The organism is Citrobacter sp. Cpo061, assembly GCF_030332845.1.
Lineage (GTDB): Bacteria > Pseudomonadota > Gammaproteobacteria > Enterobacterales > Enterobacteriaceae > Citrobacter > Citrobacter portucalensis.
On record NZ_JAOWHB010000035.1, the window covers coordinates 1 to 24,861 of the forward strand.

Below are 24,861 nucleotides of genomic sequence, written 5' to 3' on the forward strand. Positions count from 1 at the left end.
TTTTGGAGCGGGAAACGAGACTCGAACTCGCGACCCCGACCTTGGCAAGGTCGTGCTCTACCAACTGAGCTATTCCCGCAAATCTGTACTGCTTTTGTTGCTGTCGTAATTCGCATTTCTGCGTCGTTACGGGAGGCGCATTATACGAGAAATCCGTTTAGCTGCAACCCCCCTGAAAGCGTTTTTTTTGAAAATTCGTTCAAGTGATTAATTTGCAATCAAGCTGAACAATTTAGCGTCAAAAAACCGGTGGCGCAAGCCACCGGAGAACAAAATCAAAGATTAATAAAATGTTCGCGATAGTAAGCAAGCTCAGCAACAGATTCACGAATGTCGTCCATCGCCTGATGTGTTCCCTGCTTGGTGAAGCCCGCAAGGATTTCCGGCTTCCAACGACGCGCCAGTTCTTTGAGCGTACTGACGTCCAGATAGCGATAATGGAAATACGCCTCCAGCTCCGGCATGTATTTAAACAGGAAACGACGATCCTGCCCGATGCTGTTGCCGCAGATAGGTGATTTCCCTTCCGGAACCCACTCTTTCAAAAAAGCCAGCGTGGCCAGTTCAGCTTCACGATCGCCCATGGTGCTCGCCTTCACGCGCTCCACCAGCCCACTTCCGGTATGCGTACGTACGTTCCAGTCATCCATTAATGCCAGCTGTTCGTCGGACTGGTGCACCGCAATTGTCGGTCCTTCAGCCAGAATATTCAGGTTGGCATCCGTCACCAGCGTGGCGATCTCAATAATGCGATCGCGCTCGGGATCCAGACCTGTCATCTCCAGATCGATCCAAATCAGGTTGTTTTCATTGGCACTCATGCTATTTTCCACCCTTCAGCGTCACATTCAGTGTGACTACATTGATCTAAAATTGTGTGTATCATAAATGTTTTGCCCATCATGGGCGACCAGGAGCCAGTCCGATTGAGTAAGAATAAACTCTCCAAAGGCCAACAGCGCCGTGTGAACGCCAATCACCAGCGTCGTCTTAAAACGTCCACGGAGAAGCCCGACTACGACGACAACCTGTTTGGCGAAACCGCTGAAGGCATCGTTATCAGCCGTTTTGGCATGCATGCCGACGTAGAGTCTGCTGACGGTGAAATTCACCGTTGCAACATCCGCCGTACAATTCGCTCGCTGGTTACTGGCGATCGCGTAGTCTGGCGCCCGGGTAAAGCGGCAGCTGAAGGCGTGAATGTCAAAGGTATCGTTGAAGCGGTACACGATCGTACTTCAGTACTGACACGCCCCGACTTTTACGACGGGGTAAAGCCTATTGCCGCCAACATCGACCAGATCGTTATTGTCTCAGCCATCTTACCCGAGCTGTCACTCAATATTATCGACCGGTATCTGGTAGCCTGCGAAACGCTACACGTTGAACCGATTATCGTGCTGAATAAGATCGATCTGCTGGATGATGAAGGCATGGCCTTCGTTAACGAACAGATGGATATCTATCGCAACATTGGCTATCGGGTGTTGATGGTATCAAGCCGCACAAAAGACGGCCTGAAACCGCTTGAAGAAGCATTAACCGATCGCATCAGCATTTTTGCCGGTCAATCGGGCGTAGGTAAATCCAGCCTGCTCAATAATCTCCTCGGCCTGCAGGAAGAGATCCTGACCAATGATGTCTCTGACAACTCCGGCCTTGGACAGCACACCACCACGGCCTCTCGCCTGTATCACTTCCCGCACGGCGGCGACGTTATCGACTCCCCTGGCGTACGTGAGTTTGGACTGTGGCATCTGGAGCCGGAACAAATCACGCATGGCTTTGTCGAATTTCATGACTACCTGGGCCATTGCAAATACCGCGACTGCAAGCATGATACCGATCCAGGCTGCGCTATCCGTGAGGCTGTAGAAAAAGGGGCCATAGCCGAAACCCGGTTTGAAAATTATCACCGCATCCTGGAAAGCATGGCGCAGGTAAAAACGCGTAAAAACTTTTCTGATACAGACAACTGACAACTAAGCTAAGCATCGCTAGAATCGTCCCCCTTTTTTCAGGATCCGGCCCGTATGCCGGATCGGGAACAAATTATGGCCTGGAGGCTACCTTGTTAAACTCATTTAAGCTTTCGCTACAATACATTCTGCCGAAACTATGGCTCACTCGCCTGGCGGGTTGGGGTGCGAGCAAACGAGCGGGATGGCTGACCAAACTGGTTATCGATCTGTTCGTGAAATATTACAAGGTCGATATGAAAGAGGCGCAAAAGCCGGACACCGCCAGCTATCGCACCTTCAACGACTTCTTTGTTCGCCCGCTGCGCGATGATGCTCGCCCGATTAATACCGATCCAAACGTACTGGTCATGCCCGCTGACGGTGTGATTAACCAGTTAGGCAACATCGAGGAAGACAAACTGCTGCAGGCTAAAGGGCACAGCTATACCCTTGAAGCGCTGCTGGCAGGCAACTATCAGATGGCGGACAAATTCCGCAACGGTACGTTTGTAACCACTTACTTGTCTCCACGCGATTACCACCGTGTACACATGCCGTGTAACGGTATCCTGCGTGAAATGATGTATGTGCCGGGCGATCTCTTCTCTGTAAACATCCTGACTGCGCAAAACGTACCGAACCTGTTTGCCCGCAACGAACGTGTAATCTGTCTGTTTGATACCGAATTTGGCCCGATGGTGCAGATTCTGGTCGGCGCGACCATCGTCGGCAGTATTGAAACCGCATGGGCTGGCACCATTACTCCACCGCGTGAAGGCGTCATCAAGCGCTGGACCTGGCCGGAAGGCGAAAGCGAAGGGTCGGTGGCGCTGCTGAAAGGTCAGGAAATGGGCCGCTTTAAGCTCGGTTCCACCGTCATCAACCTGTTCGCACCTGGCAAAGTTAACCTGGTTGAGCAGTTGCAGGATCTTTCCGTGACCAAAATCGGCCAGCCAATGGCCATCTCGACCGAGACTTTCGTGACGCCAGAGGCAGAACCGGCCCCGCTGGCGAAAGAAGAGATCGAAGCAGAACACGATGCCAGCCCGCTGGTTGACGACAAAAAAGACGAAAGTTAAACATAGGAATCGCTGCTGTGCGCCTGATTATCACTTTTCTGATGGCCTGGTGCCTCAGCCTGGGGGCGTACGCTGCGACGGCCCCCGATGCCAAACAACTCACCCAGGAACTGGAGCAGGCAAAAGCGGCAAAACCCGCTCAGCCAGAAACCGTCGAGGCGCTCCAGTCCGCGCTGAATGCCCTTGAGGAGCGTAAAGGCTCTCTCGAGCGTGCCCAGCAATATCAGCAGGTTATTGATAACTTCCCCAAGCTGTCCGCAACGTTACGCGCGCAGCTTAGCAACCTGCGTGATGAACCGCGCAATGTACCAACCGGACTCACTACCGATGCGTTAAACCAGGAGATCCTCCAGGTTAGCAGCCAACTGCTGGAAAAGAGTCGTCAGGCCCAACAGGAGCAGGATCGCGCCCGGGAAATCGCCGACTCGTTAAGCCAGCTTCCTCAACAGCAAACCGATGCCCGCCGCCAGCTCAATGAGCTTGAGCGACGCATTGGTACCGCCAACGGCAATTCCGCACAGAATCAGGCGATGCAGGCTGAATCCGCCAAACTTAAAGCCCAGGTCGATGAACTGGAGCTGGCGCAGCTTTCCGCCAATAACCGTCAGGAACTGGCGCGTATGCGCTCCGAACTGGCGGAAAAACAGAGTCAACAACTCGACGCTTACCTGCAGGCTTTGCGCAACCAGCTTAACAGTCAACGTCAGCGTGAAGCTGAGCGAGCGCTGGAAAGCACTGAACTGCTGGCGGAAAACAGCGCGGGACTGCCGGAGGGTATTGTCGACCAGTTCAAGGTAAACCGCGAGCTTTCTCAGGCCTTGAACCAGCAAGCACAGCGTATGGATCTGGTCGCTTCGCAGCAGCGTCAGGCCGCCAGTCAAACGCTGCAGGTGCGTCAGGCATTGAATACGCTGCGAGAGCAGTCTCAGTGGCTTGGGGTTTCAAATATGCTGGGAGAAGCGCTGCGAGCGCAGGTATCCCGTTTACCGGAAATGCCCAAGCCTCAGCAGCTGGATACCGAAATGGCGCAGCTTCGCGTACACCGCATGCGCTATGAGGATCTCCTCAACAAACAGCCGCAGCTGCGTCAAATTCATCAGGCCGATGGACAACCTCTGACCGCTGAACAGAGCAGCATCCTCAACGCCCAGCTACGCACCCAGCGTGAGTTGCTGAACTCATTGTTACAGGGCGGCGATACGCTGATCCTTGAGCTGACCAAGCTCAAAGTTTCCAACAGCCAACTGGAAGATGCGCTAAAAGAGGTCAATGAAGCGACGCACCGCTACCTGTTCTGGACGTCAGACGTTAGCCCTATCTCGCTCTCCTGGCCTGTCGACATCGTTCAGGATCTGCGGCGTCTGATCTCATTAGATACGTTTAATCAGTTGGGCAAAGCCAGCATCATGATGCTGACCAGCAAAGAAACGCTGCTACCGCTGTTCGCGGCGTTGGTGTTAGTTGGCTTTAGCCTCTCTTCGCGCAAGCACTTCACCCGTTTCCTTGAACGCTCGTCCGCGCGGGTCGGGAAAGTCACCCAGGATCACTTCTGGCTGACAATACGCACGGTATTCTGGTCAATACTCGTCGCTTCACCATTGCCAGTGTTGTGGGCAACGCTCGGTTACGGATTGCAGGAAGCCTGGCCTTATCCGTTGGCTGTCGCGATCGGCGATGGCGTTACCGCCACGGTGCCCATGCTGTGGGCGGTAATGATCTGCGCCACCTTTGCACGCCCCAACGGTCTGTTCATTGCCCACTTTGGCTGGCCGCGGAACCGCGTCGCGAAAGCTATGCACTATTACCTGATGAGCATTGGGCTGATTGTCCCGTTGATCATGGCGGTGATTATGTTTGATAACCTCAATGACCGGGAATTCTCCGCCTCACTGGGACGTCTGTGCTTTATTCTGATTTGCGGTGCGCTGGCGGTCGTAACCCTGAGCCTGAAACGCGCCGGGATACCGCTGTACCTCGATAAAGAGGGCAACAGCGATAACATGGTCAACAGCATGCTGTGGAATATGCTGATGGGTGCGCCGCTGATTGCCATTCTCGCCGCGGCAGTAGGCTACCTCGCCACGTCACAAGCCCTGCTGGCACGTCTGGAAACGTCTGTAGCGATTTGGTTCTTATTACTGGTGGTGTATCACGTTATCCGCCGTTGGATGCTAATTCAGCGTCGCCGCCTGGCGTTTGACCGCGCCAAGCATCGACGCGCTGAAATGCTGGCGCAGCGCGCGCGGGGCGAAGAAGAACCACCGCATTCCACCAGCCTTGAAGGCGCGATTGACGTTGATGAAAGCGAAGTGGATCTGGATGCTATCAGCGCGCAATCGCTGCGCCTGGTGCGTTCTATCCTGATGCTTATCGCCCTGCTCTCGGTCATTGTACTGTGGTCAGAAATTCATTCCGCTTTCGGCTTCCTGGAAAACATCTCGTTGTGGGATGTCACCTCCACGGTTCAGGGCGTGGAAAGCTTAGAACCGATAACGCTGGGCGCGGTGCTTATCGCGATTCTGGTATTTATCATCACCACCCAGTTAGTGCGCAACCTACCCGCACTGCTGGAGCTGGCACTACTGCAACATCTGGATTTAACCCCCGGCACCGGTTATGCCATCACCACCATCACCAAGTATCTGCTGATGCTGATTGGCGGTCTGGTTGGCTTCTCGATGATCGGTATTGAATGGTCCAAACTGCAATGGCTGGTGGCGGCTCTCGGTGTCGGTCTGGGCTTTGGTTTGCAGGAGATCTTCGCCAACTTTATTTCCGGTCTGATTATCCTGTTTGAAAAACCAATCCGCATTGGCGACACGGTGACGATTCGCGATCTTACCGGTAGCGTGACGAAGATTAATACCCGTGCCACCACTATCAGCGACTGGGACCGTAAAGAGATCATCGTGCCCAACAAAGCCTTTATCACCGAACAGTTTATCAACTGGTCGTTATCCGATTCCGTTACCCGTGTGGTGTTAACCATCCCGGCACCGTCGGAGGCGAACAGCGAGGAGGTTACGCAGATCCTGCTGACTGCCGCGCAGCGCTGTTCGCTGGTTATCGATAATCCGGCACCTGAAGTCTTCCTGGTTGACCTGCAGCAGGGGATTCAAATCTTCGAACTGCGTATTTATGCCGCAGAGATGGGACATCGCATGCCGCTGCGCCATGAAATCCATCAACTGATTCTGGCAGGCTTCCGCGAGCACGGTATTGATATGCCGTTCCCTCCGTTCCAGATGCGTCTGGAGAGCCTCGGCGGTAAGCAAACAGGGAGAACATTAAGTTCTGCAGGAAGAGGCAGTCGCCCGGCAGGGAGTTTGTAACGCACAATGCAGGCAAGAAATGCCGGATGGCGACCTGTTGGGTCTAATCCGGCCTACGGGTCTGCAATTAACCTGTAGGCCCGATAAGCTTGCGCCATCGGGCATTTCATCGCCGACCACAGACATTTTCGGGCTTAATATGCGTCCGGATCGGCAACAGGCAATAAACGCCAGATGGCCTTTATTCCACCGCCCACTCAGGCTCGTTGGTCGTGCGACGGCTGTAGTTCTGATAAATCGCCATCGCCAGCAGTGAGAAGAAGATCGGACCGCCGGTCATCCACAGTGCGCTGTTCCAGTCCCCGGCTTCAATTACCGGCTGGATGATGGTGAACACGTTAGCAAACGTCACCACCAGCACGACCACTCCCGTTGCCAGCAGCGTCGCCGCTCGGGTTTTAAAGACAACAAACGGCCTTTCCAGACCCGGACGGGATTTAAAGAACGGAAACGCCAGCGCCAGGAACAGATACGGCAGCGTCATCGAGACGTTCGCCATCAGCGTCAGTTTGTTATAGAACGCTGAAGCCGTATCGCCACCAAATGAAACCAACAGGATAAACAGGCTCACCAGCAGGCACTGTAACCACATTGCCGTCGTCGGCATCCCCACGGCATTCAGTTTGGTCATCGGCGCGGGCCACAACGCCTTCGGCGTGCCCTGAATAATCGCTTTCAGCGGTGAGTAGCTGAGGGTGAAAAAAGCGCCGGTATAGGCAAGGAACATGGAAAGCCCGGTAATACGTGCAAACCATACGCCCATCACCATTGCGGCATCAGGGGAAAGATGTAGCGCGTTACCCAACGTCATTCCGAGGCTTTTCATCAGGATATAGGTAATATTCCCGAGGTTAACTGAGCTATTACTTAATACCTGCTGCCAGTTGGTGCTAACGCCCCATAAAAAGATGGCCAGTGAATAACCAACAGAAATGACAATAGCGGCAAAGACAATGCCTTTTGCAAAGTTCTTTTCTGGTTTTTCTGTTTTATCAACCAGTCCCCCCACAGCTTCAATTCCGCCGTAAGCAAAAATGGCAAACACAACAAATGACAACATTGCCAGTCCAGACTGATATCCGGGATTAGGCGAAGAGATGAAATTAATATCCTGTGCAAAGTGGCCACCAGTTAATAACAAAATAGCGACACTCACTAACAACAGAACTAAATTAAGACACATTACGGCAATTCCACCTACAGCCGTAATACGCGCAATCTTATTAATACCCCGGGATGCCACGCAGGTCACCAGGATCATCCAACCGACTGCGAGCAGTCCGACAACCTGCGTAGGCTCAAGCCCTGCAATACGCCAGTGCTGCGTCATGTCTGCGCCAAACAAGAAGGTTGAAAAAGGTACCCAGACTTTCGCCGCAGTACTAACCATCCATATCACATAAGAAGAAAACCACATAAACGTGCCGATAAACGCATAGCGTGGTCCAACGCTATTATTCATCCACGAATAGATTCCCCCCTCTTCTTTCCGATAGGCAGAACCCATTTCCGCCATCATTAAAGCAAATGGAATAAAGAATAATAATGCAGAAAATATATACCACGGTATTGCACTATACCCCATTAAATAGAACGCGGAGGGGCTATTAGCAAAACCGAAAACTGACGTAAATATCATGAGAATGAGACCTATCAGGCTCATCTTTTTTATTGTTTGGGTCATTAAACCATCCCTTACTCTGGCAAGCGTTTAACAAACGCCGCTCACCGGTTGGCACTGCTCTCTTTGCAGAGTTCAGCGATAAAAAAATCAACACAGAATTGATACCTAAACGATATCAAATATCCAGGTGTAAATTGTGGCTATTAGAGGGGAAATGAAAAAATATGCTACAAAGTGGCGATTAAGCCACCACTTTGTATTGCAGAAGAGTAAGTTATGCGCGATCGACGGTAAATGCGATTACCTCGGCCAGGCTCTCTGCGCCCAGCGCCAGCATCACCAGACGGTCAACGCCCAGCGCCACGCCTGAGCAATCCGGCATGCCGACTTTCAGCGCTTCCAGCAGGTTGGTATCGATAGGTTGCTGTGGTAAGCCTCGTGCGGCACGTTTGCGGTTATCCTGTTCAAACCGCTGCTGCTGTTCGCGCGCGTCGGTCAATTCATGGAAACCATTCGCCAGCTCAATACCTTTGTAATAAACCTCGAAACGTTCAGCCACGCGGTGATCTTCGGTACTGATTTGCGCCAGTGATGCCTGGCTGGCCGGGAAATGATACACAAACGTCGGCTTGTCTTTACCAATATGCGGTTCAACACCCATCGTAAACAGCAGTTGCAGTAAGGTATCCCGGTCTTCTTCGGTATCAGCGATATTGCTGAGATCCAATTTCGCCGCCACTTCCCGCAGTTGGGTTTTATCCGCAGACAGCGGGTCAATCTCCAGATGGCGCTGGAAGGCCTGCTGGTAAGAAAGGCTTTCCGCAGGTGAGCAGTCCAGCACCTGCTGGAGCAAATCATCCACTTCATTCATCAGGCGATACATATCGTAGTGCGGACGATACCACTCAAGCATGGTGAATTCAGGGTTATGATGGCGCCCCATCTCTTCATTACGGAAGCTGCGGCACAGTTGATACACCGGGCCGCATCCTGCCACCAGCAGGCGCTTCATATGGTATTCAGGGCTGGTCATTAAATAGAGATTCATTCCCTGGGAGTGTCCAGGGCCAACGAAACGCGTTTCGAACGGGAACAGGTGGATGTCCGTTACCGTTGCCTGACTCATACAAGGGGTCTCAACCTCAAGCACGCCACGATCGGCAAAAAAGCGGCGAATCTCCGCTATAATTGCTGCACGTTTCAACAGATTGGGGATGGACGCGCTCGGCTGCCAGGTTGCCGTTTCGCTCATGGTTGTTTCTCCGATTTATGACAAGGGCACGAAGTCTACTCGTATCGCGCTAGCGAGACAAATTTCAGGCAGCACTAATCATCACTGGCAATTGGATAAAAAAAGCGACTTAGGGTGGTTTAGTAATTAAATTAATCAAATTCAATGATAATTCCCCCCTATGACACGCTAAAAAAATCGAACACGTCAAATTTCCCGCACATCCCTAAGACTATACTATTGTACCTATAAAGGAGCAGTGGAAACGCGTTCATAACCTGTTTGAAGCCGATGAAGCATCTGATTTCAGGCAGGGATGAAATAACAACAATCTGGAGGAATGTCGTGCAAACCTTTCAAGCCGATCTTGCCATTATAGGCGCCGGTGGCGCGGGATTACGTGCTGCAATTGCTGCCGCACAAGCAAATCCCAACGCTAAAATCGCACTGATCTCAAAAGTGTACCCAATGCGCAGCCATACCGTTGCTGCCGAAGGCGGCTCTGCTGCTGTCGCGCAGGATCATGACAGCTTTGACTACCATTTTCACGATACGGTAGCAGGCGGAGACTGGCTGTGTGAGCAGGATGTCGTGGATTACTTTGTCCACCACTGCCCAACTGAAATGACGCAACTGGAACAATGGGGCTGCCCATGGAGCCGTCGTGAAGACGGTAGCGTCAACGTACGTCGCTTCGGCGGTATGAAAATCGAGCGTACCTGGTTTGCCGCGGATAAGACCGGCTTCCACATGCTGCATACGCTGTTCCAAACATCTTTGCAGTTCCCGCAGATTCAGCGCTTTGACGAACACTTCGTTCTGGATATCCTGGTTGACGACGGTCATGCTCGCGGCCTGGTTGCCATGAACATGATGGAAGGCACGCTGGTGCAAATCCGTGCTAACGCTGTCGTGATGGCAACGGGCGGAGCAGGTCGTGTTTACCGTTACAACACCAACGGCGGCATCGTAACCGGCGACGGTATGGGCATGGCGCTGAGCCACGGCGTTCCGCTGCGTGATATGGAATTCGTTCAGTATCACCCAACAGGTCTGCCAGGATCCGGTATCCTGATGACTGAAGGCTGCCGTGGTGAAGGCGGTATTCTGGTCAACAAAAACGGCTACCGTTATCTGCAAGACTACGGCATGGGTCCGGAAACCCCGCTGGGCGAGCCAAAAAACAAATACATGGAACTCGGTCCGCGCGACAAAGTATCTCAGGCGTTCTGGCACGAATGGCGCAAAGGCAACACCATTTCCACTCCGCGTGGCGATGTGGTTCACCTCGACCTGCGTCACCTCGGCGAGAAAAAACTGCTCGAACGTTTACCGTTCATCTGCGAACTGGCGAAAGCTTACGTGGGTGTCGATCCGGTTAAAGAACCGATCCCGGTACGTCCGACCGCGCACTACACCATGGGCGGTATCGAAACCGATCAGCACTGTGAAACCCGCATTAAAGGTCTGTTCGCTGTCGGCGAATGTTCCTCTGTTGGTCTGCATGGCGCTAACCGTCTGGGCTCTAACTCCCTGGCAGAACTGGTGGTCTTCGGTCGTATGGCCGGTGAGCAGGCAGCAGAACGCGCTGCAACGGCTGGCGCTGCAAACAGCGCCGCTCTTGATGCACAGGTTGCTGGCGTTGAAAAACGTCTGAAAGATCTGGTTAACCAGGAAGGTAACGAAAACTGGTCTAAGATCCGTGACGAAATGGGCCTGTCCATGGAAGAAGGTTGCGGTATCTACCGTACGCCGGAACTCATGCAGAAAACCGTTGATAAGCTGGCGGAACTGCAGGAACGCTTCAAGCGCGTACGTATCACTGATACCTCCAGCGTCTTCAACACCGACCTGCTGTATACCATCGAACTGGGTCACGGTCTGAACGTTGCTGAATGTATGGCGCACTCTGCTCTGGCGCGTAAAGAATCCCGCGGCGCGCACCAGCGTCTGGATGAAGGCTGCACCGAGCGTGACGATGTGAACTTCCTCAAACACACCCTCGCCTTCCGCGATGCTGACGGCACGACTCGCCTGGAATATAGCGACGTGAAAATCACCACTCTGCCACCGGCTAAACGTGTTTACGGTGGCGAAGCGGAAGCAGCCGATAAGAAGGAGAAGGCGAATGGCTGAGATGAAAAACCTGAAAGTTGAGGTGGTGCGCTATAACCCGGAAACCGATACCGCGCCGCACAGTGCTTTCTACGAAGTTCCTTATGATGAAACCACGTCACTGCTGGATGCGCTGGGTTACATCAAGGATAACCTGGCACCGGACCTGAGCTACCGCTGGTCCTGCCGTATGGCGATCTGCGGCTCCTGCGGCATGATGGTCAACAATGTACCGAAACTGGCATGCAAAACCTTCCTGCGTGATTACACCAACGGCATCAAGGTTGAAGCGCTGGGCAACTTCCCGATTGAGCGCGATCTGGTCGTCGACATGACGCACTTTATCGAAAGCCTGGAAGCGATCAAACCGTACATTATCGGTAACCCGCGTACACCGGATCAGGGTCCAAACACCCAGACTCCGGCGCAGATGGCGAAGTATCATCAGTTCTCCGGTTGCATCAACTGTGGTCTGTGCTATGCCGCGTGTCCGCAGTTCGGCCTGAACCCTGAGTTCATTGGACCGGCTGCGATTACGCTGGCGCATCGTTACAACGAAGATAGCCGCGACCACGGTAAGAAGGAGCGTATGGCTCAGTTGAACAGCCCGAACGGCGTCTGGACCTGTACTTTCGTGGGCTACTGCTCCGAAGTCTGCCCGAAACACGTCGATCCGGCTGCGGCCATTCAGCAGGGTAAAGTTGAAAGTTCAAAAGACTTTCTTATCGCTACCCTGAAACCACGCTAAGGAGTGCACGATGACGACTAAACGTAAAGCCTATGTGCGGCCAATGACGTCCACCTGGTGGAAAAAGCTGCCATTTTATCGTTTTTACATGCTGCGTGAAGGCACGGCAGTTCCGGCAGTCTGGTTCAGCATTGAACTGATTATCGGCCTGTTTGCACTCAAGCATGGTGCAGAGTCCTGGATGGGCTTTGTCGCCTTTTTGCAAAACCCGGTGGTGGTAATCCTTAACATTATCGCCCTGGCAGCAGCGCTGCTGCATACCAAAACCTGGTTTGAGCTGGCGCCAAAAGCAGCCAACATCATCGTTAAAGACGAAAAAATGGGGCCAGAGCCGATCATCAAAGGTCTCTGGGCAGTTACTGTGGTTGCGACAGTAGTCATACTGTTTGTTGCCCTGTTCTGGTAAGGAGTCCGGAATGATTAATCCAAATCCAAAACGCTCTGACGAACCCGTATTCTGGGGCCTGTTTGGTGCAGGCGGTATGTGGAGCGCAATCATTGCGCCGGTAATGATCCTGCTGGTAGGCATTATGCTGCCGCTGGGCTTTGTTCCTGATGCTTTCAGCTATGAACGCGTACTGGCATTCGCTCAGAGCTTCATCGGACGTGCGTTTCTGTTCCTGATGATCGTTCTGCCGCTGTGGTGTGGTTTACACCGTATGCACCACGCGATGCATGACCTGAAAATCCACGTGCCTGCTGGCAAATGGGTCTTCTACGGACTGGCAGCAATCCTGACCGTTGTAACGGCTATTGGTATTCTGACCATCTAAGTACATGCGTTAATTATCAGGCCCGCCATTGGCGGGCCTTTTTATTTGTGCAGTATTCCTGTCAACCAACGGGAAAATTCACGCATCGCGGGTGTCTCCGGACGCGATTGCAAACGCGTTATCCAGTAACTTCCCAAATCAATCTGCGTTAAAAACGGTTGAACGATTCGTTCCCTACTGAGTAAATGCGTGAACATTCTGACTGGTGCAATTGCCACACCGATCCCCGCCTGCGCGGCTTCCAGCATGGTGACGGACGAATCAAACACCACCACGTTGTGCGTCGGTGACGGGGGCGCCTCTCCGGCGGCCTGCATCCAAAGCGTCCATTCATCCCGCCGATACGATCGTAATAACGGAAATTTCAGGATGTCCGCAGGCGTTTGAATCTGCGAAGCCAATGTTGGCGAACACAGTGGAGACATCAACGCGCTACATAAATATTGCGCGTCGGTATCGTGCCAGGCTCCCCCTCCGTAGCGAATGGTATAATCCAGCCCTTCGGCAGCGGGATCCACGCGGTTATTATGGGTAGAAATATGCAAATCAATATGCGGGTAACTGCGCTTAAAATCGCCCAGTAGAGGAAACAGACACCCAACCGCAAAGGTCCCCACCACGCCAATTTTAAGTTTTTCCTGGGTCTGTTTGGTGGCAAAACGATCCAGCATCCCCGCCATACGATCGAAAGAGTCATTAAGTACAGGTAACAGACTTTCCCCTTCAGTGGTCAACATTAATCCACGAGAACCGCGCACAAAAAGCTGACAATTTAGCTGCTGCTCCAGCGCTTTTACATGCTGACTGATGGCAGAATGCGTCACGTTGAGCTCAATCGCGGCGCGGGTAAAACTGAGATGTCTGGCCGCGGCTTCAAAAGCCCGCAGCGAGTTAAGAGGGATATAGCTACGCGTCATCATCCGGCCTGTTAGAAAAACTTATATCTGCTGCTAAATTTAACCGTTTGTCAACACGGTGCAAATCAAACACACTGATTGCGTCTGACGGGCCCGGACACCCTTTTGCTTTTAATTACGGAACTGATTTCATGATGAAAAAATCGTTATGCTGCGCTCTGCTGCTGACAGCCCCTTTCTCCACGTTTGCCGCCGCCAAAACAGAACAACAGATTGCCGATATCGTTAATCGCACCATCACCCCGTTGATGCAGGAGCAGGCTATTCCGGGTATGGCCGTTGCCGTTATCTACCAGGGAAAACCCTATTATTTCACCTGGGGTAAAGCCGATATCACCAATAACCACCCAGTCACGCAGCAAACTCTGTTTGAGCTAGGGTCGGTCAGTAAGACGTTTAACGGCGTGTTGGGCGGCGATGCTATCGCCCGTGGCGAAATTAAGCTCAGCGATCCGGTCACGAAATACTGGCCAGAACTGATAGGCAAACAGTGGCAGGGTATCAGCCTGCTGCACTTAGCCACCTACACGGCAGGCGGCCTGCCGCTGCAGATCCCCGATGACGTTACGGATAAAGCCGCATTACTGCGTTTTTATCAAAACTGGCAGCCGCAATGGGCCCCGGGCGCTAAGCGTCTTTACGCTAACTCCAGCATTGGTCTGTTTGGCGCGCTGGCGGTGAAACCCTCAGGAATGAGTTACGAAGAGGCAATGACCAGACGCGTCCTGCAACCATTAAAACTGGCGCATACCTGGATTACAGTTCCGCAGAACGAACAAAAAGATTATGCCTGGGGCTATCGCGAAGGGAAGGCTGTACACGTTTCTCCGGGACAACTTGACGCCGAAGCCTATGGCGTGAAATCCAGCGTTATTGATATGGCCCGCTGGGTTCAGGTCAACATGGACGCCAGCCGCGTTCAGGAGAAAACGCTCCAGCAGGGCATTGCGCTTGCGCAGTCTCGCTACTGGCGTATTGGCGATATGTACCAGGGATTAGGCTGGGAGATGCTGAACTGGCCGCTGAAAGCTGATTCAATCATCAACGGTAGCGACAGCAAAGTGGCATTGGCAGCGCTTCCCGCCGTTGAGGTAAACCCGCCTGCCCCCGCTGTGAAAGCCTCATGGGTGCATAAAACGGGATCCACTGGAGGATTTGGCAGCTACGTAGCCTTCGTTCCAGAAAAAAACCTTGGCATCGTGATGCTGGCAAACAAAAGCTATCCTAACCCTGTCCGTGTCGAGGCGGCCTGGCGCATTCTTGAAAAGCTGCAATAACTAACGATGAGGCCCAGGATATTGGGCCTCCTTTCTTTCTCTTTTTTTCCTGTTGTCATCTACACTTAACAAAAATACAGCAAGGAAAATCCCATGCGCATTTTGCCCGTCGTTGCTGCAGTTACGGCTGCATTCCTGGTTGTCGCGTGTAGCTCCCCGACACCGCCGAAAGGCGTTACCGTGGTAAATAACTTTGATGCCAAACGCTATCTGGGAACCTGGTATGAAATTGCGCGCTTCGACCATCGTTTCGAGCGCGGATTGGATAAAGTGACCGCAACATACAGCTTGCGCGACGATGGCGGCATCAACGTTATTAACAAGGGCTATAACCCTGACAGGGAGATGTGGCAGAAAACGGAAGGGAAAGCCTATTTCACCGGCGACCCAAGCAGAGCCGCGCTTAAGGTTTCTTTTTTCGGCCCCTTCTATGGCGGGTATAACGTAATTGCACTCGACCGGGAATATCGTCACGCGCTGGTTTGTGGCCCGGATCGCGACTACCTGTGGATCCTTTCACGGACCCCTACTATTTCAGATGAAATGAAACAGCAAATGTTAGCCATCGCGACCCGGGAAGGGTTTGAAGTGAATAAACTGATTTGGGTGAAACAGCCTGGCGCTTAGTGAGTGCTCAGCTTCAGACCAATAATACCAGCAACGATCAGCCCAAGGCTCAGCAAACGTGCCGGGCTGGCAGACTCACCCAGCAGTAAAATCCCTGTAATGGCCGCCCCAACAGCGCCAATACCGGTCCAGACCGCATAAGCTGTTCCAACAGGCAACGTGCGCATTGCCCAGGAGAGCATGGCGATGCTGACGATCATCGCCGCAATAGTGATAATGCTTGGCGTAAGACGCGTAAAACCGTGGGTGTATTTCAGGCCAATCGCCCATACGACTTCGAGCAAACCTGCAATTAATAAAACGATCCAGGACATATCAGGCTCCAGAACTATGGGGCCGTCCCCGGTGAATGAAGCGTTTGCAGGTCGTCCTGCAAAGCTGATGTGTGAAATGGCATTTTTGCCCGGAAGAAAATGAATTTCAACCTTTTTATTCACTGCCTGCTAAAAGCAAGAATTAAGCATAATTAGCGGCGTAGTTCCCGCATTTGGCACTCATCGGAGTTCTCTATGATGAAGGGCTTTCTGAAACCAGAAAGTCGATTGCCCCTCTTCTGAATGCGAAACGTTTATGCTTAAAATTTTAGTGATTGACCGGTGCCACTTTACCCGCACAGGGATAGAGGCCTTGCTTAATCATTCTGGCAGGTTCAGCTCCTCATTTCTGGTATCAGGAATCAATAATCTCCTGTTAGCAAAAGAGCATATTTTGCAATGGAAACCGCATCTGGTGATCGCGGATTTATACAGTTTTATTAGCGAGACGCACTCCAGTCCGCCAATTAAACCTTTTTTTATGAGTTGTGGCGTCATCCCACTGATTTTACTGCAATCAGCAGACAGACAGCATGCCCCCATCGTGCCCTCTCAATCCGTAGCCCATTCGGTCTTGACCAAGCACACCACGCTGAACACACTCTCCCACACAATTCAGGAAGCGCTTCAGGTTCGCCCCGCATTAGAAATAGCCAAAAACGCCACGCCTTTGCTTACGCCGCAGGAGGAGAAAGTATTATCAATGTGGATGGATGGTGTGAGTAACAATGCCATTGCCGCCGCACTCAGCATTCATGGCAAAACGGTCTACACCTATAAGCGGAATATCCGTATGAAACTGCACTTGGGGAACCGCTTCTCGCCGTTCCTGTCACTCCCAAAGAAGGGTGATTAACGGTACGACACGACGTCGTACCGTTCTTCATTATTGCTATTGCTGAGCTTTTGTCGCTGCACCAGAGATTGCGCTACCGCCTTCAGAGATATCCTGTCCTACGCCTCGTGTGGTATTACACGCGGTTAAAACGGAAGAAAGTACCAACACAGAAAAGATCGCAGCAATTGTTTTCTTAACCATAACGTCTTCCTTTTCTAGCCAATATTGTTTGTGTATAGCTACTTAATAATAGACAAGATCCGGGAGTGTGATGGATAAACAACCGTTTTTAAGACTATATGAAAGGATTAGCTGGCGGCGTGTGAAATTGAGTTGCCAAGATGTTTGATGTCTTCACCGAAGCCGCGCGCGGTGTTGCATCCTGTCAGAAGGGTGCTGGTGAAAAGGAGTAGCATTACAAGACCGAGAAGACGTTTCATCATTCCTGCCCTGGAAAAAGTATGGCGCAGCAACCTGCGCCATAAGATCAAATGGAAGACTTATTTTACGCGAGAAACGTATTCGCCGGAGCGGGTATCCACTTTGATCACTTCGCCGATCTGTACGAACAGCGGAACTTTAACGACTGCGCCGGTAGACAGGGTAGCCGGTTTGCCGCCAGTACCAGCGGTATCGCCTTTCAGACCTGGGTCGGTTTCAACAACTTCCAGCTCAACGAAGTTCGGCGGAGTTACGGAGATCGGCTGACCGTTCCACAGGGTCACGATGCATTCAGCCTGGTCCAGCAGCCATTTAGCGTTATCGCCTACCGCTTTCTCGTCTGCAGCCAGCTGTTCGAAAGTGGTGTTATTCATAAAGTGCCAGAACTCACCGTCGCTATACAGGAAGGTCAGGTTCATGTCGGCTACGTCTGCGCCTTCAGCGGAGTCAGTAGACTTGAAGGTTTTCTCTACGCGAGTACCGGTCAGCAGGCGACGCAGCTTAACGCGCGCAAACGCCTGGCCTTTACCTGGTTTAACGAATTCGCTGGCTTCAACCGCATAAGGTTCGCCGTCCAACATGATTTTAAGACCAGCACGAAAATCGTTGCTATAGTACGTTGCCATAAGGCCCTCTGAAAATTGTTAACTGGTAGCTAAGCCACAAAATGGCGCATATTGTAACCCTAAATACCCCATCCAGAGAAGATTGGTTATCGCAACTTGCCGATGTTGTGACCGATCCCGATGAACTTCTGCATCTTTTGAACATAGATGCAGATGAAAAACTGTTGGCCGGACGCGACGCGAGACGGCTTTTCGCCCTGCGCGTGCCGCGTGCGTTTATTGCCCGCATGGAGAAAGGCAACCCGGACGATCCGCTTTTACGTCAGGTACTGACTGCCCAGGAAGAGTTTGTGGCCGCGCCAGGCTACTCAACCGACCCACTGGAAGAACAGCACAGCGTGGTTCCCGGTCTGCTGCATAAATATCGCAATCGGGCACTGCTGCTGGTTAAAGGCGGTTGCGCGGTAAATTGTCGCTATTGCTTCCGCCGGCATTTCCCATACGCCGAAAATCAGGGCAATAAGCGCAACTGGCAGGTCGCCCTCGACTACATTAACGCGCACCCTGAGCTGGATGAAATCATCTTCTCTGGTGGCGATCCGTTAATGGCCAAGGACCACGAACTGGACTGGTTGCTCACGCAACTGGAAGCTATCCCGCACATTAAGCGTCTGCGTATTCACAGCCGTTTGCCGATAGTGATCCCGGCGCGCATTACAGAAGGACTGGTCGAGCGCTTTGCGCACTCCTCCTTGCAGATTCTGCTGGTCAATCACATTAACCATGCCAATGAAATTGATCAGACGTTTCGCCAGGCGATGAGCAGTCTGCGCGCCGCGGGCGTTACGTTACTCAACCAAAGCGTATTGCTGCGTGGCGTGAACGATAACGCGCAAACCCTGGCTAACCTTAGCAACGCACTGTTTGATGCCGGTGTGATGCCCTATTACCTGCACGTGCTGGATAAAGTGCAGGGTGCCGCACACTTTATGGTCAGCGACGATGAAGCGCGTCGCATTATGCGTGAGCTTCTGACGCTAGTTTCCGGCTATATGGTCCCCAAACTGGCGCGTGAAATTGGTGGAGAGCCAAGTAAAACACCGCTGGATCTGCAGTTACGTCAACAATAGCTATTACTGAGTGTCCGATTCCGGACACTCACCACGATTACTTATTATTTAAATCCCCACAAGTGGAGCCTCGCTTTTAATCTGTGCTATTTTAATTAGCGCAGTTCAATCATTCATTCGTAAATTTTATCAATAGTTTCAAATGCAGAATATTAATAAATATATGGTTAGGGAGAACCTTTTATGGCTATAAGTATTAAGGGCGTTAATACTGGCATTATTCGCCAAAAGAATGAATTTGTTGCCATGGCATTAAAAATAAAAGAACCAAGAAACAAGGAATCACTCTTTTTTCTCTCTCCACTTGGACTTAGAGACCTGCTTATTGCGCTGGAGAGCCGGCTGTACGCTATTTCTCAGCTAAACAAAGACGAGCGTATACAATATGAAAAGGCATGTGATAAAGCCAGCAAAAAAATGCACGAGAATATTCCGTCAATTCAGGAAGATGAACTAAAAAATGCGGATATTAACCGTCGCATAAATTCGCTGATGTTAGTGGATGACAAAGGCGAGAATTTAACATTTTCTCTGACGTTACATGACGGACAAACATGCGAATTACTGGTTAATGAATTACAGATTCAGGTGTTGGCGCATGCAATTATTCACGCAATAAATAATGCTGGCATGAGAGAACTCGCGCTACGAATAACATCGCTGCTGGATTTCCTGCCGCTGTACGATGTTGATTGTCAGCAAAACGACAATCTGGAATACGACTCTTATACACAACCCGAATGGAAACATAACCTGTTTAATCATTATCTGGCGATTATTTACCGCTATACAGACAATAAAGGAAAAGCCCAGTTCTGTGGTTCGGTCGTGAAAACTCGCGCCCTTTCCGGTAGCAAAGAAGCCGAAGCCATTACTCGCCGTCTTCTCGACTTCAGCCCGCGGCTGAAAAAACTTGCCGGTGTACCGTGCCAGGTGTTTGTCAGAACGTTGACGGGTGATAAGACGCAAAAGCTCAATCAGGATCAGTGCCTGCGCGCATTGCATCATTTACGCGTTCAGTCTGCGCATAAGACTCAGAATGCCTGATGGCGCTACGCTTATCAGGCCTACGATCATTCGTACCGTAGGCCGGATAAGACGCTTTAGCGTCGCCATCCGGCATCAGCAGCAGTTCTCAATTAGGGCACTTATAAACCTGTCCAATCATCTCACTGGCGGTAGGAACAAAGCTGGACAGCATTCCCTGCGATGGGCTGCTGACGCCATAAATCACGTTACCGCCCATTGCCGCAGCCTGGTTACGCAGATCGTTTGCTGCGCCACGCATTGAGCCGCCCTCTTCGCCGTGCTGGCCTGAAAGCCAGTTGCTTTGCTTACCGGTTGCGGTGCCTATCAGTTGGCACTCTGCGCCAGGCTTGTCTTCAACAAAACGTACGCTTTGCCCGGCTGAACTCAGTTCATTGCTGGAGCTACAACCCGCCATCAGTAGCGCGGCACCAACGATCCCTGCTAAATATTTCACGTGCATGTCATTCCCCATATTCAATTAGTTGGACCTTATGTCCGTAGCTGAATCATATACTAAAAAGATGACCAAAAGAAAAACCCCCAGACATTTCTGCCCGAGGGTTTCTCAATTCTGGGAGATGAGCACCCAAATCATTCTGGTTGCAGGAAGGCGGCCAGTTTGTTAATCCCCAGGAGCTTACTCAAGTAAGTGACTGGGGTTAGCAAACGCAGCCAACGCATCTGCGGCCTGAAGGATGCAGGGTGTAGGCAATTACATCATGCCGCCCATTCCACCCATACCACCCATACCGGCAGCACCTAAGTCAGGCGCATCGCTTTTCGGCAGGTCGGTAACCATGCACTCGGTGGTGATCATCAGACCCGCAACAGAAGCCGCGTACTGCAGAGCAGAACGAGTTACTTTGGTTGGATCCAGGATACCCATGTCGATCATGTTGCCGTATTCTTCAGTTGCAGCGTTGTAACCGTAGTTACCGTCACCCGCTTTCACGGTGTTAGCCACTACAGACGGCTCTTCGCCGCAGTTCAGTACGATTTGACGCAGTGGGGATTCCATTGCGCGCAGCGCAACTTTGATACCTACGTTCTGGTCTTCGTTCTGACCTTTCAGGCCGGCAATTTTAGACGCTACGCGAATCAGCGCAACACCACCACCAGCAACCACGCCTTCTTCTACCGCAGCACGGGTAGCGTGCAGGGCATCTTCAACGCGGGCTTTCTTCTCTTTCATTTCAACTTCAGTCGCAGCACCAACTTTGATAACCGCAACGCCGCCTGCCAGTTTCGCTACGCGCTCCTGCAGTTTTTCACGGTCATAGTCGGAAGTTGCTTCTTCGATCTGCTGACGAATCTGAGTCACGCGACCCTGGATTGCAGCTTCGTCGCCCACGCCATCAATGATGGTGGTGGTATCTTTGTTGATAACAACGCGTTTCGCCTGACCCAGATCTTCCAGAGTTGCTTTTTCCAGCTCCATACCGATCTCTTCAGAGATAACGGTACCACCGGTCAGGGTAGCGATATCCTGCAGCATTGCTTTACGACGATCGCCGAAGCCAGGTGCTTTAACCGCAGCGACTTTCACGATACCGCGCATGGTGTTAACAACCAGAGTTGCCAGCGCTTCGCCTTCAACATCTTCAGCGATGATCAGCAGCGGTTTGCCTGCTTTCGCTACAGCTTCCAGAACCGGCAGCATTTCGCGGATGTTGGAGATTTTCTTGTCAGCCAGCAGAATGAACGGGCTTTCCAGTTCTACTGCGCCAGTTTCCGGCTTGTTGATGAAGTAAGGAGACAGGTAGCCACGGTCGAACTGCATACCTTCAACCACGTCCAGTTCGTCCTGCAGACCGGTACCGTCTTCAACGGTGATCACGCCTTCTTTACCGACTTTGTCCATCGCTTCAGCGATCAGTTTACCTACGGTTTCGTCGGAGTTAGCGGAGATGGTACCAACCTGAGCAATAGCTTTAGAGTCGGAGCACGGTACGGACAGTGCTTTCAGTTCTTCAACAGCAGCAGCGACAGCTTTGTCGATACCACGTTTCAGATCCATCGGGTTCATGCCCGCAGCAACGGCTTTCAGACCTTCAGTGATGATGGACTGAGCCAGTACGGTTGCGGTGGTGGTACCGTCACCTGCAGCGTCGTTCGCTTTAGAGGCAACTTCTTTCACCATCTGCGCACCCATGTTTTCGAACTTGTCTTCCAGTTCGATTTCACGTGCTACGGAAACACCATCTTTAGTGATGGTCGGTGCACCGAAAGATTTATCCAGAACTACGTTACGGCCTTTTGGACCGAGGGTAACTTTCACTGCATCTGCCAGTACGTTTACGCCGCGCAGCATTTTCACACGAGCGTCGTTACCGAATTTTACGTCTTTAGCTGCCATTTTCTCTTTCCCTTAAATTCGTATGTTCAGTGTCGTTCGCGGATTAGGCTTCAACAATCGCCAGGATGTCGCTTTCAGACATGATCAACACTTCTTCATTGTCGATCTTCTCAGATTTAACACCGTAGCCATCGTTGAAAATAACGATATCGCCGACTTTCACGTCCAGCGGCTGTACGGTACCGTTGTCCAGGATGCGACCCTTACCGACAGCGATGATTTCGCCACGAGTTGATTTACCTGCTGCAGAACCGGTCAGTACGATGCCGCCAGCAGATTTGGATTCAACTTCTTTACGTTTGACGATCACACGATCATGTAACGGACGAATACTCATTGATAGCTCTCCTTTGAGAAAGTCTTTATCAGTTATGGGTGACGCCGGCCCGTAAACGGTTTCCCGGCTAGTGACCAGAGAGATGGGGATGGGGTTTTGTGCCTTCAAGGGGGCAAGCGAAAAAAATTTTTTATCAGCAGAAAATCCCGTCAAAACGCCGACGCACCTCACATTTCATAACGATTTCAGTCACGTCGTCATAAGCAAATCTGATTGTGATACCATCAAAAATCTGCGATGTAGCCCGATCAATGGACATAACCGGATAACAATTTATGAGCGGACTGAAACAAGAGCTGGGACTGGCTCAGGGCGTTGGCCTGTTGTCGACATCATTGTTAGGTACAGGCGTTTTTGCCGTCCCCGCGCTGGCCGCACTGGTTGCGGGCAACAACAGCCTGTGGGCATGGCCGGTGCTGATTGTTTTGGTCTTTCCTGTGGCGATTGTCTTCGCCGTACTGGGTCGTCATTTTCCCAGCGCAGGCGGTGTGGCGCATTTTGTCGGCATGGCCTTTGGTTCGCGCCTGGAGCGCGTCACCGGATGGCTATTTTTGTCGGTCATTCCTGTCGGTTTGCCTGCGGCATTGCATATCGCCGCCGGATTCGGTCAGGCGATGTTTGGCTGGCATGACGAGCAGCTTTTGCTGGCTGAGCTCGGTACGCTGGCATTGGTTTGGTACATCGGCTCTCGCGGCGCAAGCTCCAGCGCGAATCTACAAACGGTCATTGCAGGACTGATTGTTGCCCTGATTGTTGCTATCTGGTGGGCGGGCGATCTGACACCTGGCGAAATCCCCTTCCCTGCGATTACCGATATTGAGCTTCCCGGCCTGTTCGCCGCGTTGTCGGTCATGTTCTGGTGCTTTGTCGGCCTTGAAGCGTTTGCTCACCTGGCGTCTGAATTCAAAAATCCGGAGCGAGACTTCCCACGCGCACTGATGATCGGCCTGCTGCTGGCAGGGTCTGTTTATTGGGCATGCACCGTTGTCGTTATCCATTTTGGTGCCTACGGCGAGCAAATGGCGGCCGCAGCGTCGCTGCCAGAGATCGTCGTGCAACTGTTTGGCGTACAAGCTCTGTGGGTCGCCTGCATCATTGGTTATCTGGCCTGTTTTGCCAGCCTCAACATTTATATACAAAGCTTCGCCCGGCTGGTCTGGTCGCAAGCGCAGTATAAGCCGGAGAGTTATCTGGCTCGTCTGTCCCCCCGACACCTTCCGCGCAATGCGCTAAACGCCGTATTGGGCTGTTGCGTAATCAGCACTCTGTGCATCTATATGCTGCAAATCAATCTCGATGCGTTAATCGTCTACGCCAACGGCATCTTTATTATGATTTATCTGCTGTGCATGCTGGCAGGTTGTCGATTACTGAAAGGGCATTATCGCGTACTGGCAGTCATTGGCGGTCTGCTGTGCCTACTGCTACTGGCGATGGTCGGCTGGAAGAGTCTGTACGCGTTGATTATGCTGGCAGGACTGTGGCTGTTTTTACCCCGCAGGCCGGATAAGGCAACGTTGACGCCATCATCCGGCCTATAAACACTTTTGCCGGATGACGCTAACGCTTATCCGGCCTACATACTGATGCTTAATCCCGACGATCGTCTTTATGTTCGATGCTGTCGCGCTTGTCATCCTTGCGCTGAAATTCACCATCAAAAGTCTCACCGCCACCCGTTCCGGCGCTAAAACCACCGCCAGGCATACGCGAAAAACGCAAATGTGGCAGCAGTTTCATCGTCAGATGTTTTTGCACCGGGGGTAATAAAAGAAGAAGACCGAGGAAATCGGTGAAAAATCCGGGCAGCACCAACAGCAGACCGGCAATAATCAGCGATACGCTTTTGATCATTTCTGCAGCCGGACTTTCACCTGCCGCCATTTTCTGTTGCATCAGTAAAAAGTTCTTAAATCCCTGATTACGAACCAGAGACATACCGATAACCGATGTAAAAATAACCAAAATCAGCGTCATCAGGACGCCCATCACATGGGCAACCTGAATAAAAATAGATATCTCTATGTAAACATAGAGAAAAATGGCAAGTAATGGTATCCAGCGCAAAGGGATCTCCTGTTAATAACAGCCGTTTTGTTCAACTTCTGTTCGAAAAATTATGTTAATCGCATCGATTTGATATTGTGGTGGTTAGCAAAATTTCAA

General features: G+C 51.8%; 25 protein-coding genes and 1 tRNA gene. 13 read left to right on the top strand and 13 right to left on the bottom strand.

The annotated features are described in order from the left end of the window. Positions 1–3 precede the first annotated feature (3 nt). Together OGX97_RS05865 and orn are read right to left on the bottom strand one after the other, a co-directional pair. Positions 4–79, bottom strand: a tRNA-Gly gene (locus tag OGX97_RS05865). A 196-nt stretch (positions 80–275) separates the two neighbouring features. After that, positions 276–821: an oligoribonuclease gene (gene orn / locus OGX97_RS05870; protein ID WP_020996267.1), complete on the bottom strand. Its 546-nt coding sequence runs from the start codon at positions 819–821 to the stop codon at positions 276–278. Positions 822–926: 105 nt separating this feature from the next. On the opposite strand from orn, the gene rsgA reads away from it, so the two are divergent. The 3 genes from rsgA to mscM all read left to right on the top strand — a co-directional run bounded on the left by rsgA (position 927) and on the right by mscM (position 6,372). Then, entirely contained in the window at positions 927–1,979 is a 1,053-nt protein-coding gene (gene rsgA, locus OGX97_RS05875; RefSeq protein ID WP_170974257.1) for a small ribosomal subunit biogenesis GTPase RsgA, read from the top strand. Positions 1,980–2,071: 92 nt separating this feature from the next. Next, complete coding sequence (gene asd / locus OGX97_RS05880; RefSeq protein ID WP_008785997.1) at positions 2,072–3,040, top strand: archaetidylserine decarboxylase; 969 nt, start codon at positions 2,072–2,074, stop codon at positions 3,038–3,040. Positions 3,041–3,057: 17 nt separating this feature from the next. After that, entirely contained in the window at positions 3,058–6,372 is a 3,315-nt protein-coding gene (mscM, locus tag OGX97_RS05885; RefSeq protein WP_008785996.1) for a miniconductance mechanosensitive channel MscM, read from the top strand. 181 nt (positions 6,373–6,553) lie between these two features. Here mscM and yjeM read toward each other — a convergent pair whose 3' ends face one another. Continuing rightward, complete coding sequence (gene yjeM, locus OGX97_RS05890; protein ID WP_008785995.1) at positions 6,554–8,056, bottom strand: glutamate/gamma-aminobutyrate family transporter YjeM; 1,503 nt, start codon at positions 8,054–8,056, stop codon at positions 6,554–6,556. A gap of 214 nt (positions 8,057–8,270) precedes the next feature. Beyond that, entirely contained in the window at positions 8,271–9,248 is a 978-nt protein-coding gene (epmA, locus tag OGX97_RS05895; RefSeq protein WP_003830517.1) for an elongation factor P--(R)-beta-lysine ligase, read from the bottom strand. A 324-nt stretch (positions 9,249–9,572) separates the two neighbouring features. On the opposite strand from epmA, the gene frdA reads away from it, so the two are divergent. The 4 genes from frdA to frdD are packed head-to-tail and all read left to right on the top strand — an operon-like array spanning position 9,573 to position 12,863. Next, positions 9,573–11,363, top strand: coding sequence for a fumarate reductase (quinol) flavoprotein subunit (gene frdA, locus OGX97_RS05900; protein ID WP_003830519.1), 1,791 nt, complete (start codon positions 9,573–9,575; stop codon positions 11,361–11,363). Beyond that, positions 11,356–12,090, top strand: a complete 735-nt coding sequence (gene frdB / locus OGX97_RS05905) for a fumarate reductase iron-sulfur protein (RefSeq protein ID WP_042321379.1) — start codon at positions 11,356–11,358, stop codon at positions 12,088–12,090. The genes frdA and frdB overlap by 8 nt, the downstream gene beginning before the upstream one ends. 10 nt (positions 12,091–12,100) lie before the next feature. Then, a complete protein-coding gene (gene frdC, locus OGX97_RS05910; RefSeq protein ID WP_003025537.1) occupies positions 12,101–12,496 on the top strand; it encodes a fumarate reductase subunit FrdC in 396 nt (131 codons plus the stop codon). 10 nt (positions 12,497–12,506) lie between these two features. Further along, entirely contained in the window at positions 12,507–12,863 is a 357-nt protein-coding gene (gene frdD, locus OGX97_RS05915; RefSeq protein WP_003025535.1) for a fumarate reductase subunit FrdD, read from the top strand. Between the two features lie 41 nt (positions 12,864–12,904). Here the strand turns inward: frdD and ampR are convergent, their stop codons facing one another. Further along, the gene (ampR, locus tag OGX97_RS05920; protein ID WP_057066605.1) at positions 12,905–13,780 is read right to left on the bottom strand and encodes a LysR family transcriptional regulator AmpR; all 876 of its coding nucleotides are present in this window, start codon (positions 13,778–13,780) and stop codon (positions 12,905–12,907) included. Between the two features lie 131 nt (positions 13,781–13,911). On the opposite strand from ampR, the gene blaCMY reads away from it, so the two are divergent. Both blaCMY and OGX97_RS05930 read left to right on the top strand, forming a co-directional pair. Continuing rightward, positions 13,912–15,057, top strand: a complete 1,146-nt coding sequence (blaCMY, locus tag OGX97_RS05925) for a CMY-2 family class C beta-lactamase (protein WP_235125730.1) — start codon at positions 13,912–13,914, stop codon at positions 15,055–15,057. Positions 15,058–15,150: 93 nt separating this feature from the next. Continuing rightward, positions 15,151–15,684: a lipocalin family protein gene (locus tag OGX97_RS05930; RefSeq protein WP_001221666.1), complete on the top strand. Its 534-nt coding sequence runs from the start codon at positions 15,151–15,153 to the stop codon at positions 15,682–15,684. Here OGX97_RS05930 and sugE read toward each other — a convergent pair. After that, positions 15,681–15,998 carry a quaternary ammonium compound efflux SMR transporter SugE gene (gene sugE / locus OGX97_RS05935; RefSeq protein WP_000118520.1) on the bottom strand — a complete coding sequence of 106 codons (318 nt, stop codon included), beginning with the start codon at positions 15,996–15,998 and terminating at the stop codon, positions 15,681–15,683. The two genes, OGX97_RS05930 and sugE, sit on opposite strands and share 4 nt — an antisense overlap. 256 nt (positions 15,999–16,254) lie before the next feature. Between sugE and OGX97_RS05940 the strand changes: the two genes are divergently transcribed. Beyond that, entirely contained in the window at positions 16,255–16,854 is a 600-nt protein-coding gene (locus OGX97_RS05940) for a LuxR C-terminal-related transcriptional regulator (RefSeq protein WP_048215095.1), read from the top strand. Positions 16,855–16,890: 36 nt separating this feature from the next. Here OGX97_RS05940 and ecnB read toward each other — a convergent pair whose 3' ends face one another. From ecnB to efp, 3 genes are all read right to left on the bottom strand, one after another. Next, on the bottom strand, positions 16,891–17,037 hold the full coding sequence (gene ecnB / locus OGX97_RS05945; RefSeq protein ID WP_003025482.1) for a lipoprotein toxin entericidin B: 147 nt from the start codon (positions 17,035–17,037) through the stop codon (positions 16,891–16,893). Positions 17,038–17,144: 107 nt separating this feature from the next. Next, complete coding sequence (gene ecnA / locus OGX97_RS05950) at positions 17,145–17,279, bottom strand: lipoprotein antitoxin entericidin A (protein WP_003830568.1); 135 nt, start codon at positions 17,277–17,279, stop codon at positions 17,145–17,147. Between the two features lie 57 nt (positions 17,280–17,336). Continuing rightward, on the bottom strand, positions 17,337–17,903 hold the full coding sequence (gene efp, locus OGX97_RS05955; RefSeq protein ID WP_003025478.1) for an elongation factor P: 567 nt from the start codon (positions 17,901–17,903) through the stop codon (positions 17,337–17,339). A 41-nt stretch (positions 17,904–17,944) separates the two neighbouring features. Here efp and epmB point away from each other — a divergent pair, with 41 nt between their 5' ends. Further along, on the top strand, positions 17,945–18,973 hold the full coding sequence (gene epmB, locus OGX97_RS05960; RefSeq protein ID WP_048236301.1) for an EF-P beta-lysylation protein EpmB: 1,029 nt from the start codon (positions 17,945–17,947) through the stop codon (positions 18,971–18,973). Positions 18,974–19,156: 183 nt separating this feature from the next. Beyond that, a complete protein-coding gene (gene yjeJ, locus OGX97_RS05965; protein WP_279850972.1) occupies positions 19,157–20,020 on the top strand; it encodes a YjeJ family protein in 864 nt (287 codons plus the stop codon). 88 nt (positions 20,021–20,108) lie between these two features. On the opposite strand, the gene OGX97_RS05970 is transcribed toward yjeJ, so the two are convergent. From OGX97_RS05970 to OGX97_RS05980, 3 genes are all read right to left on the bottom strand, one after another. Next, positions 20,109–20,462: a DUF4156 domain-containing protein gene (locus tag OGX97_RS05970; RefSeq protein WP_003025468.1), complete on the bottom strand. Its 354-nt coding sequence runs from the start codon at positions 20,460–20,462 to the stop codon at positions 20,109–20,111. A gap of 252 nt (positions 20,463–20,714) precedes the next feature. Next, positions 20,715–22,358 (bottom strand): chaperonin GroEL, encoded by a 1,644-nt coding sequence (gene groL, locus OGX97_RS05975; protein ID WP_079934483.1) that lies wholly within the window; start codon positions 22,356–22,358, stop codon positions 20,715–20,717. 43 nt (positions 22,359–22,401) lie between these two features. Then, the gene (locus tag OGX97_RS05980; protein ID WP_000027827.1) at positions 22,402–22,695 is read right to left on the bottom strand and encodes a co-chaperone GroES; all 294 of its coding nucleotides are present in this window, start codon (positions 22,693–22,695) and stop codon (positions 22,402–22,404) included. 275 nt (positions 22,696–22,970) lie between these two features. Between OGX97_RS05980 and yjeH the strand changes: the two genes are divergently transcribed. Then, on the top strand, positions 22,971–24,236 hold the full coding sequence (yjeH, locus tag OGX97_RS05985; protein ID WP_235125740.1) for an L-methionine/branched-chain amino acid transporter: 1,266 nt from the start codon (positions 22,971–22,973) through the stop codon (positions 24,234–24,236). Positions 24,237–24,285: 49 nt separating this feature from the next. Here the strand turns inward: yjeH and OGX97_RS05990 are convergent, their stop codons facing one another. Beyond that, positions 24,286–24,762, bottom strand: coding sequence for an FxsA family protein (locus OGX97_RS05990; RefSeq protein WP_003025457.1), 477 nt, complete (start codon positions 24,760–24,762; stop codon positions 24,286–24,288). Positions 24,763–24,861: the final 99 nt, after the last annotated feature.

Bases quoted from the DNA above. Each gene is read 5' to 3' on its own strand.
- orn (WP_020996267.1), bottom strand. From the start codon at position 821: ATGAGTGCCAATGAAAACAACCTGATTTGGATCGATCTGGAGATGACA.
- yjeM (WP_008785995.1), bottom strand. From the start codon at position 8,056: ATGACCCAAACAATAAAAAAGATGAGCCTGATAGGTCTCATTCTCATG.
- epmA (WP_003830517.1), bottom strand. From the start codon at position 9,248: ATGAGCGAAACGGCAACCTGGCAGCCGAGCGCGTCCATCCCCAATCTG.
- frdB (WP_042321379.1), top strand. From the start codon at position 11,356: ATGGCTGAGATGAAAAACCTGAAAGTTGAGGTGGTGCGCTATAACCCG.
- frdC (WP_003025537.1), top strand. From the start codon at position 12,101: ATGACGACTAAACGTAAAGCCTATGTGCGGCCAATGACGTCCACCTGG.
- frdD (WP_003025535.1), top strand. From the start codon at position 12,507: ATGATTAATCCAAATCCAAAACGCTCTGACGAACCCGTATTCTGGGGC.
- ampR (WP_057066605.1), bottom strand. From the start codon at position 13,780: ATGACGCGTAGCTATATCCCTCTTAACTCGCTGCGGGCTTTTGAAGCC.
- blaCMY (WP_235125730.1), top strand. From the start codon at position 13,912: ATGATGAAAAAATCGTTATGCTGCGCTCTGCTGCTGACAGCCCCTTTC.
- OGX97_RS05930 (WP_001221666.1), top strand. From the start codon at position 15,151: ATGCGCATTTTGCCCGTCGTTGCTGCAGTTACGGCTGCATTCCTGGTT.
- sugE (WP_000118520.1), bottom strand. From the start codon at position 15,998: ATGTCCTGGATCGTTTTATTAATTGCAGGTTTGCTCGAAGTCGTATGG.
- OGX97_RS05940 (WP_048215095.1), top strand. From the start codon at position 16,255: ATGCTTAAAATTTTAGTGATTGACCGGTGCCACTTTACCCGCACAGGG.
- ecnB (WP_003025482.1), bottom strand. From the start codon at position 17,037: ATGGTTAAGAAAACAATTGCTGCGATCTTTTCTGTGTTGGTACTTTCT.
- ecnA (WP_003830568.1), bottom strand. From the start codon at position 17,279: ATGATGAAACGTCTTCTCGGTCTTGTAATGCTACTCCTTTTCACCAGC.
- efp (WP_003025478.1), bottom strand. From the start codon at position 17,903: ATGGCAACGTACTATAGCAACGATTTTCGTGCTGGTCTTAAAATCATG.
- epmB (WP_048236301.1), top strand. From the start codon at position 17,945: ATGGCGCATATTGTAACCCTAAATACCCCATCCAGAGAAGATTGGTTA.
- yjeJ (WP_279850972.1), top strand. From the start codon at position 19,157: ATGGCTATAAGTATTAAGGGCGTTAATACTGGCATTATTCGCCAAAAG.
- OGX97_RS05970 (WP_003025468.1), bottom strand. From the start codon at position 20,462: ATGCACGTGAAATATTTAGCAGGGATCGTTGGTGCCGCGCTACTGATG.
- groL (WP_079934483.1), bottom strand. From the start codon at position 22,358: ATGGCAGCTAAAGACGTAAAATTCGGTAACGACGCTCGTGTGAAAATG.
- OGX97_RS05980 (WP_000027827.1), bottom strand. From the start codon at position 22,695: ATGAGTATTCGTCCGTTACATGATCGTGTGATCGTCAAACGTAAAGAA.
- yjeH (WP_235125740.1), top strand. From the start codon at position 22,971: ATGAGCGGACTGAAACAAGAGCTGGGACTGGCTCAGGGCGTTGGCCTG.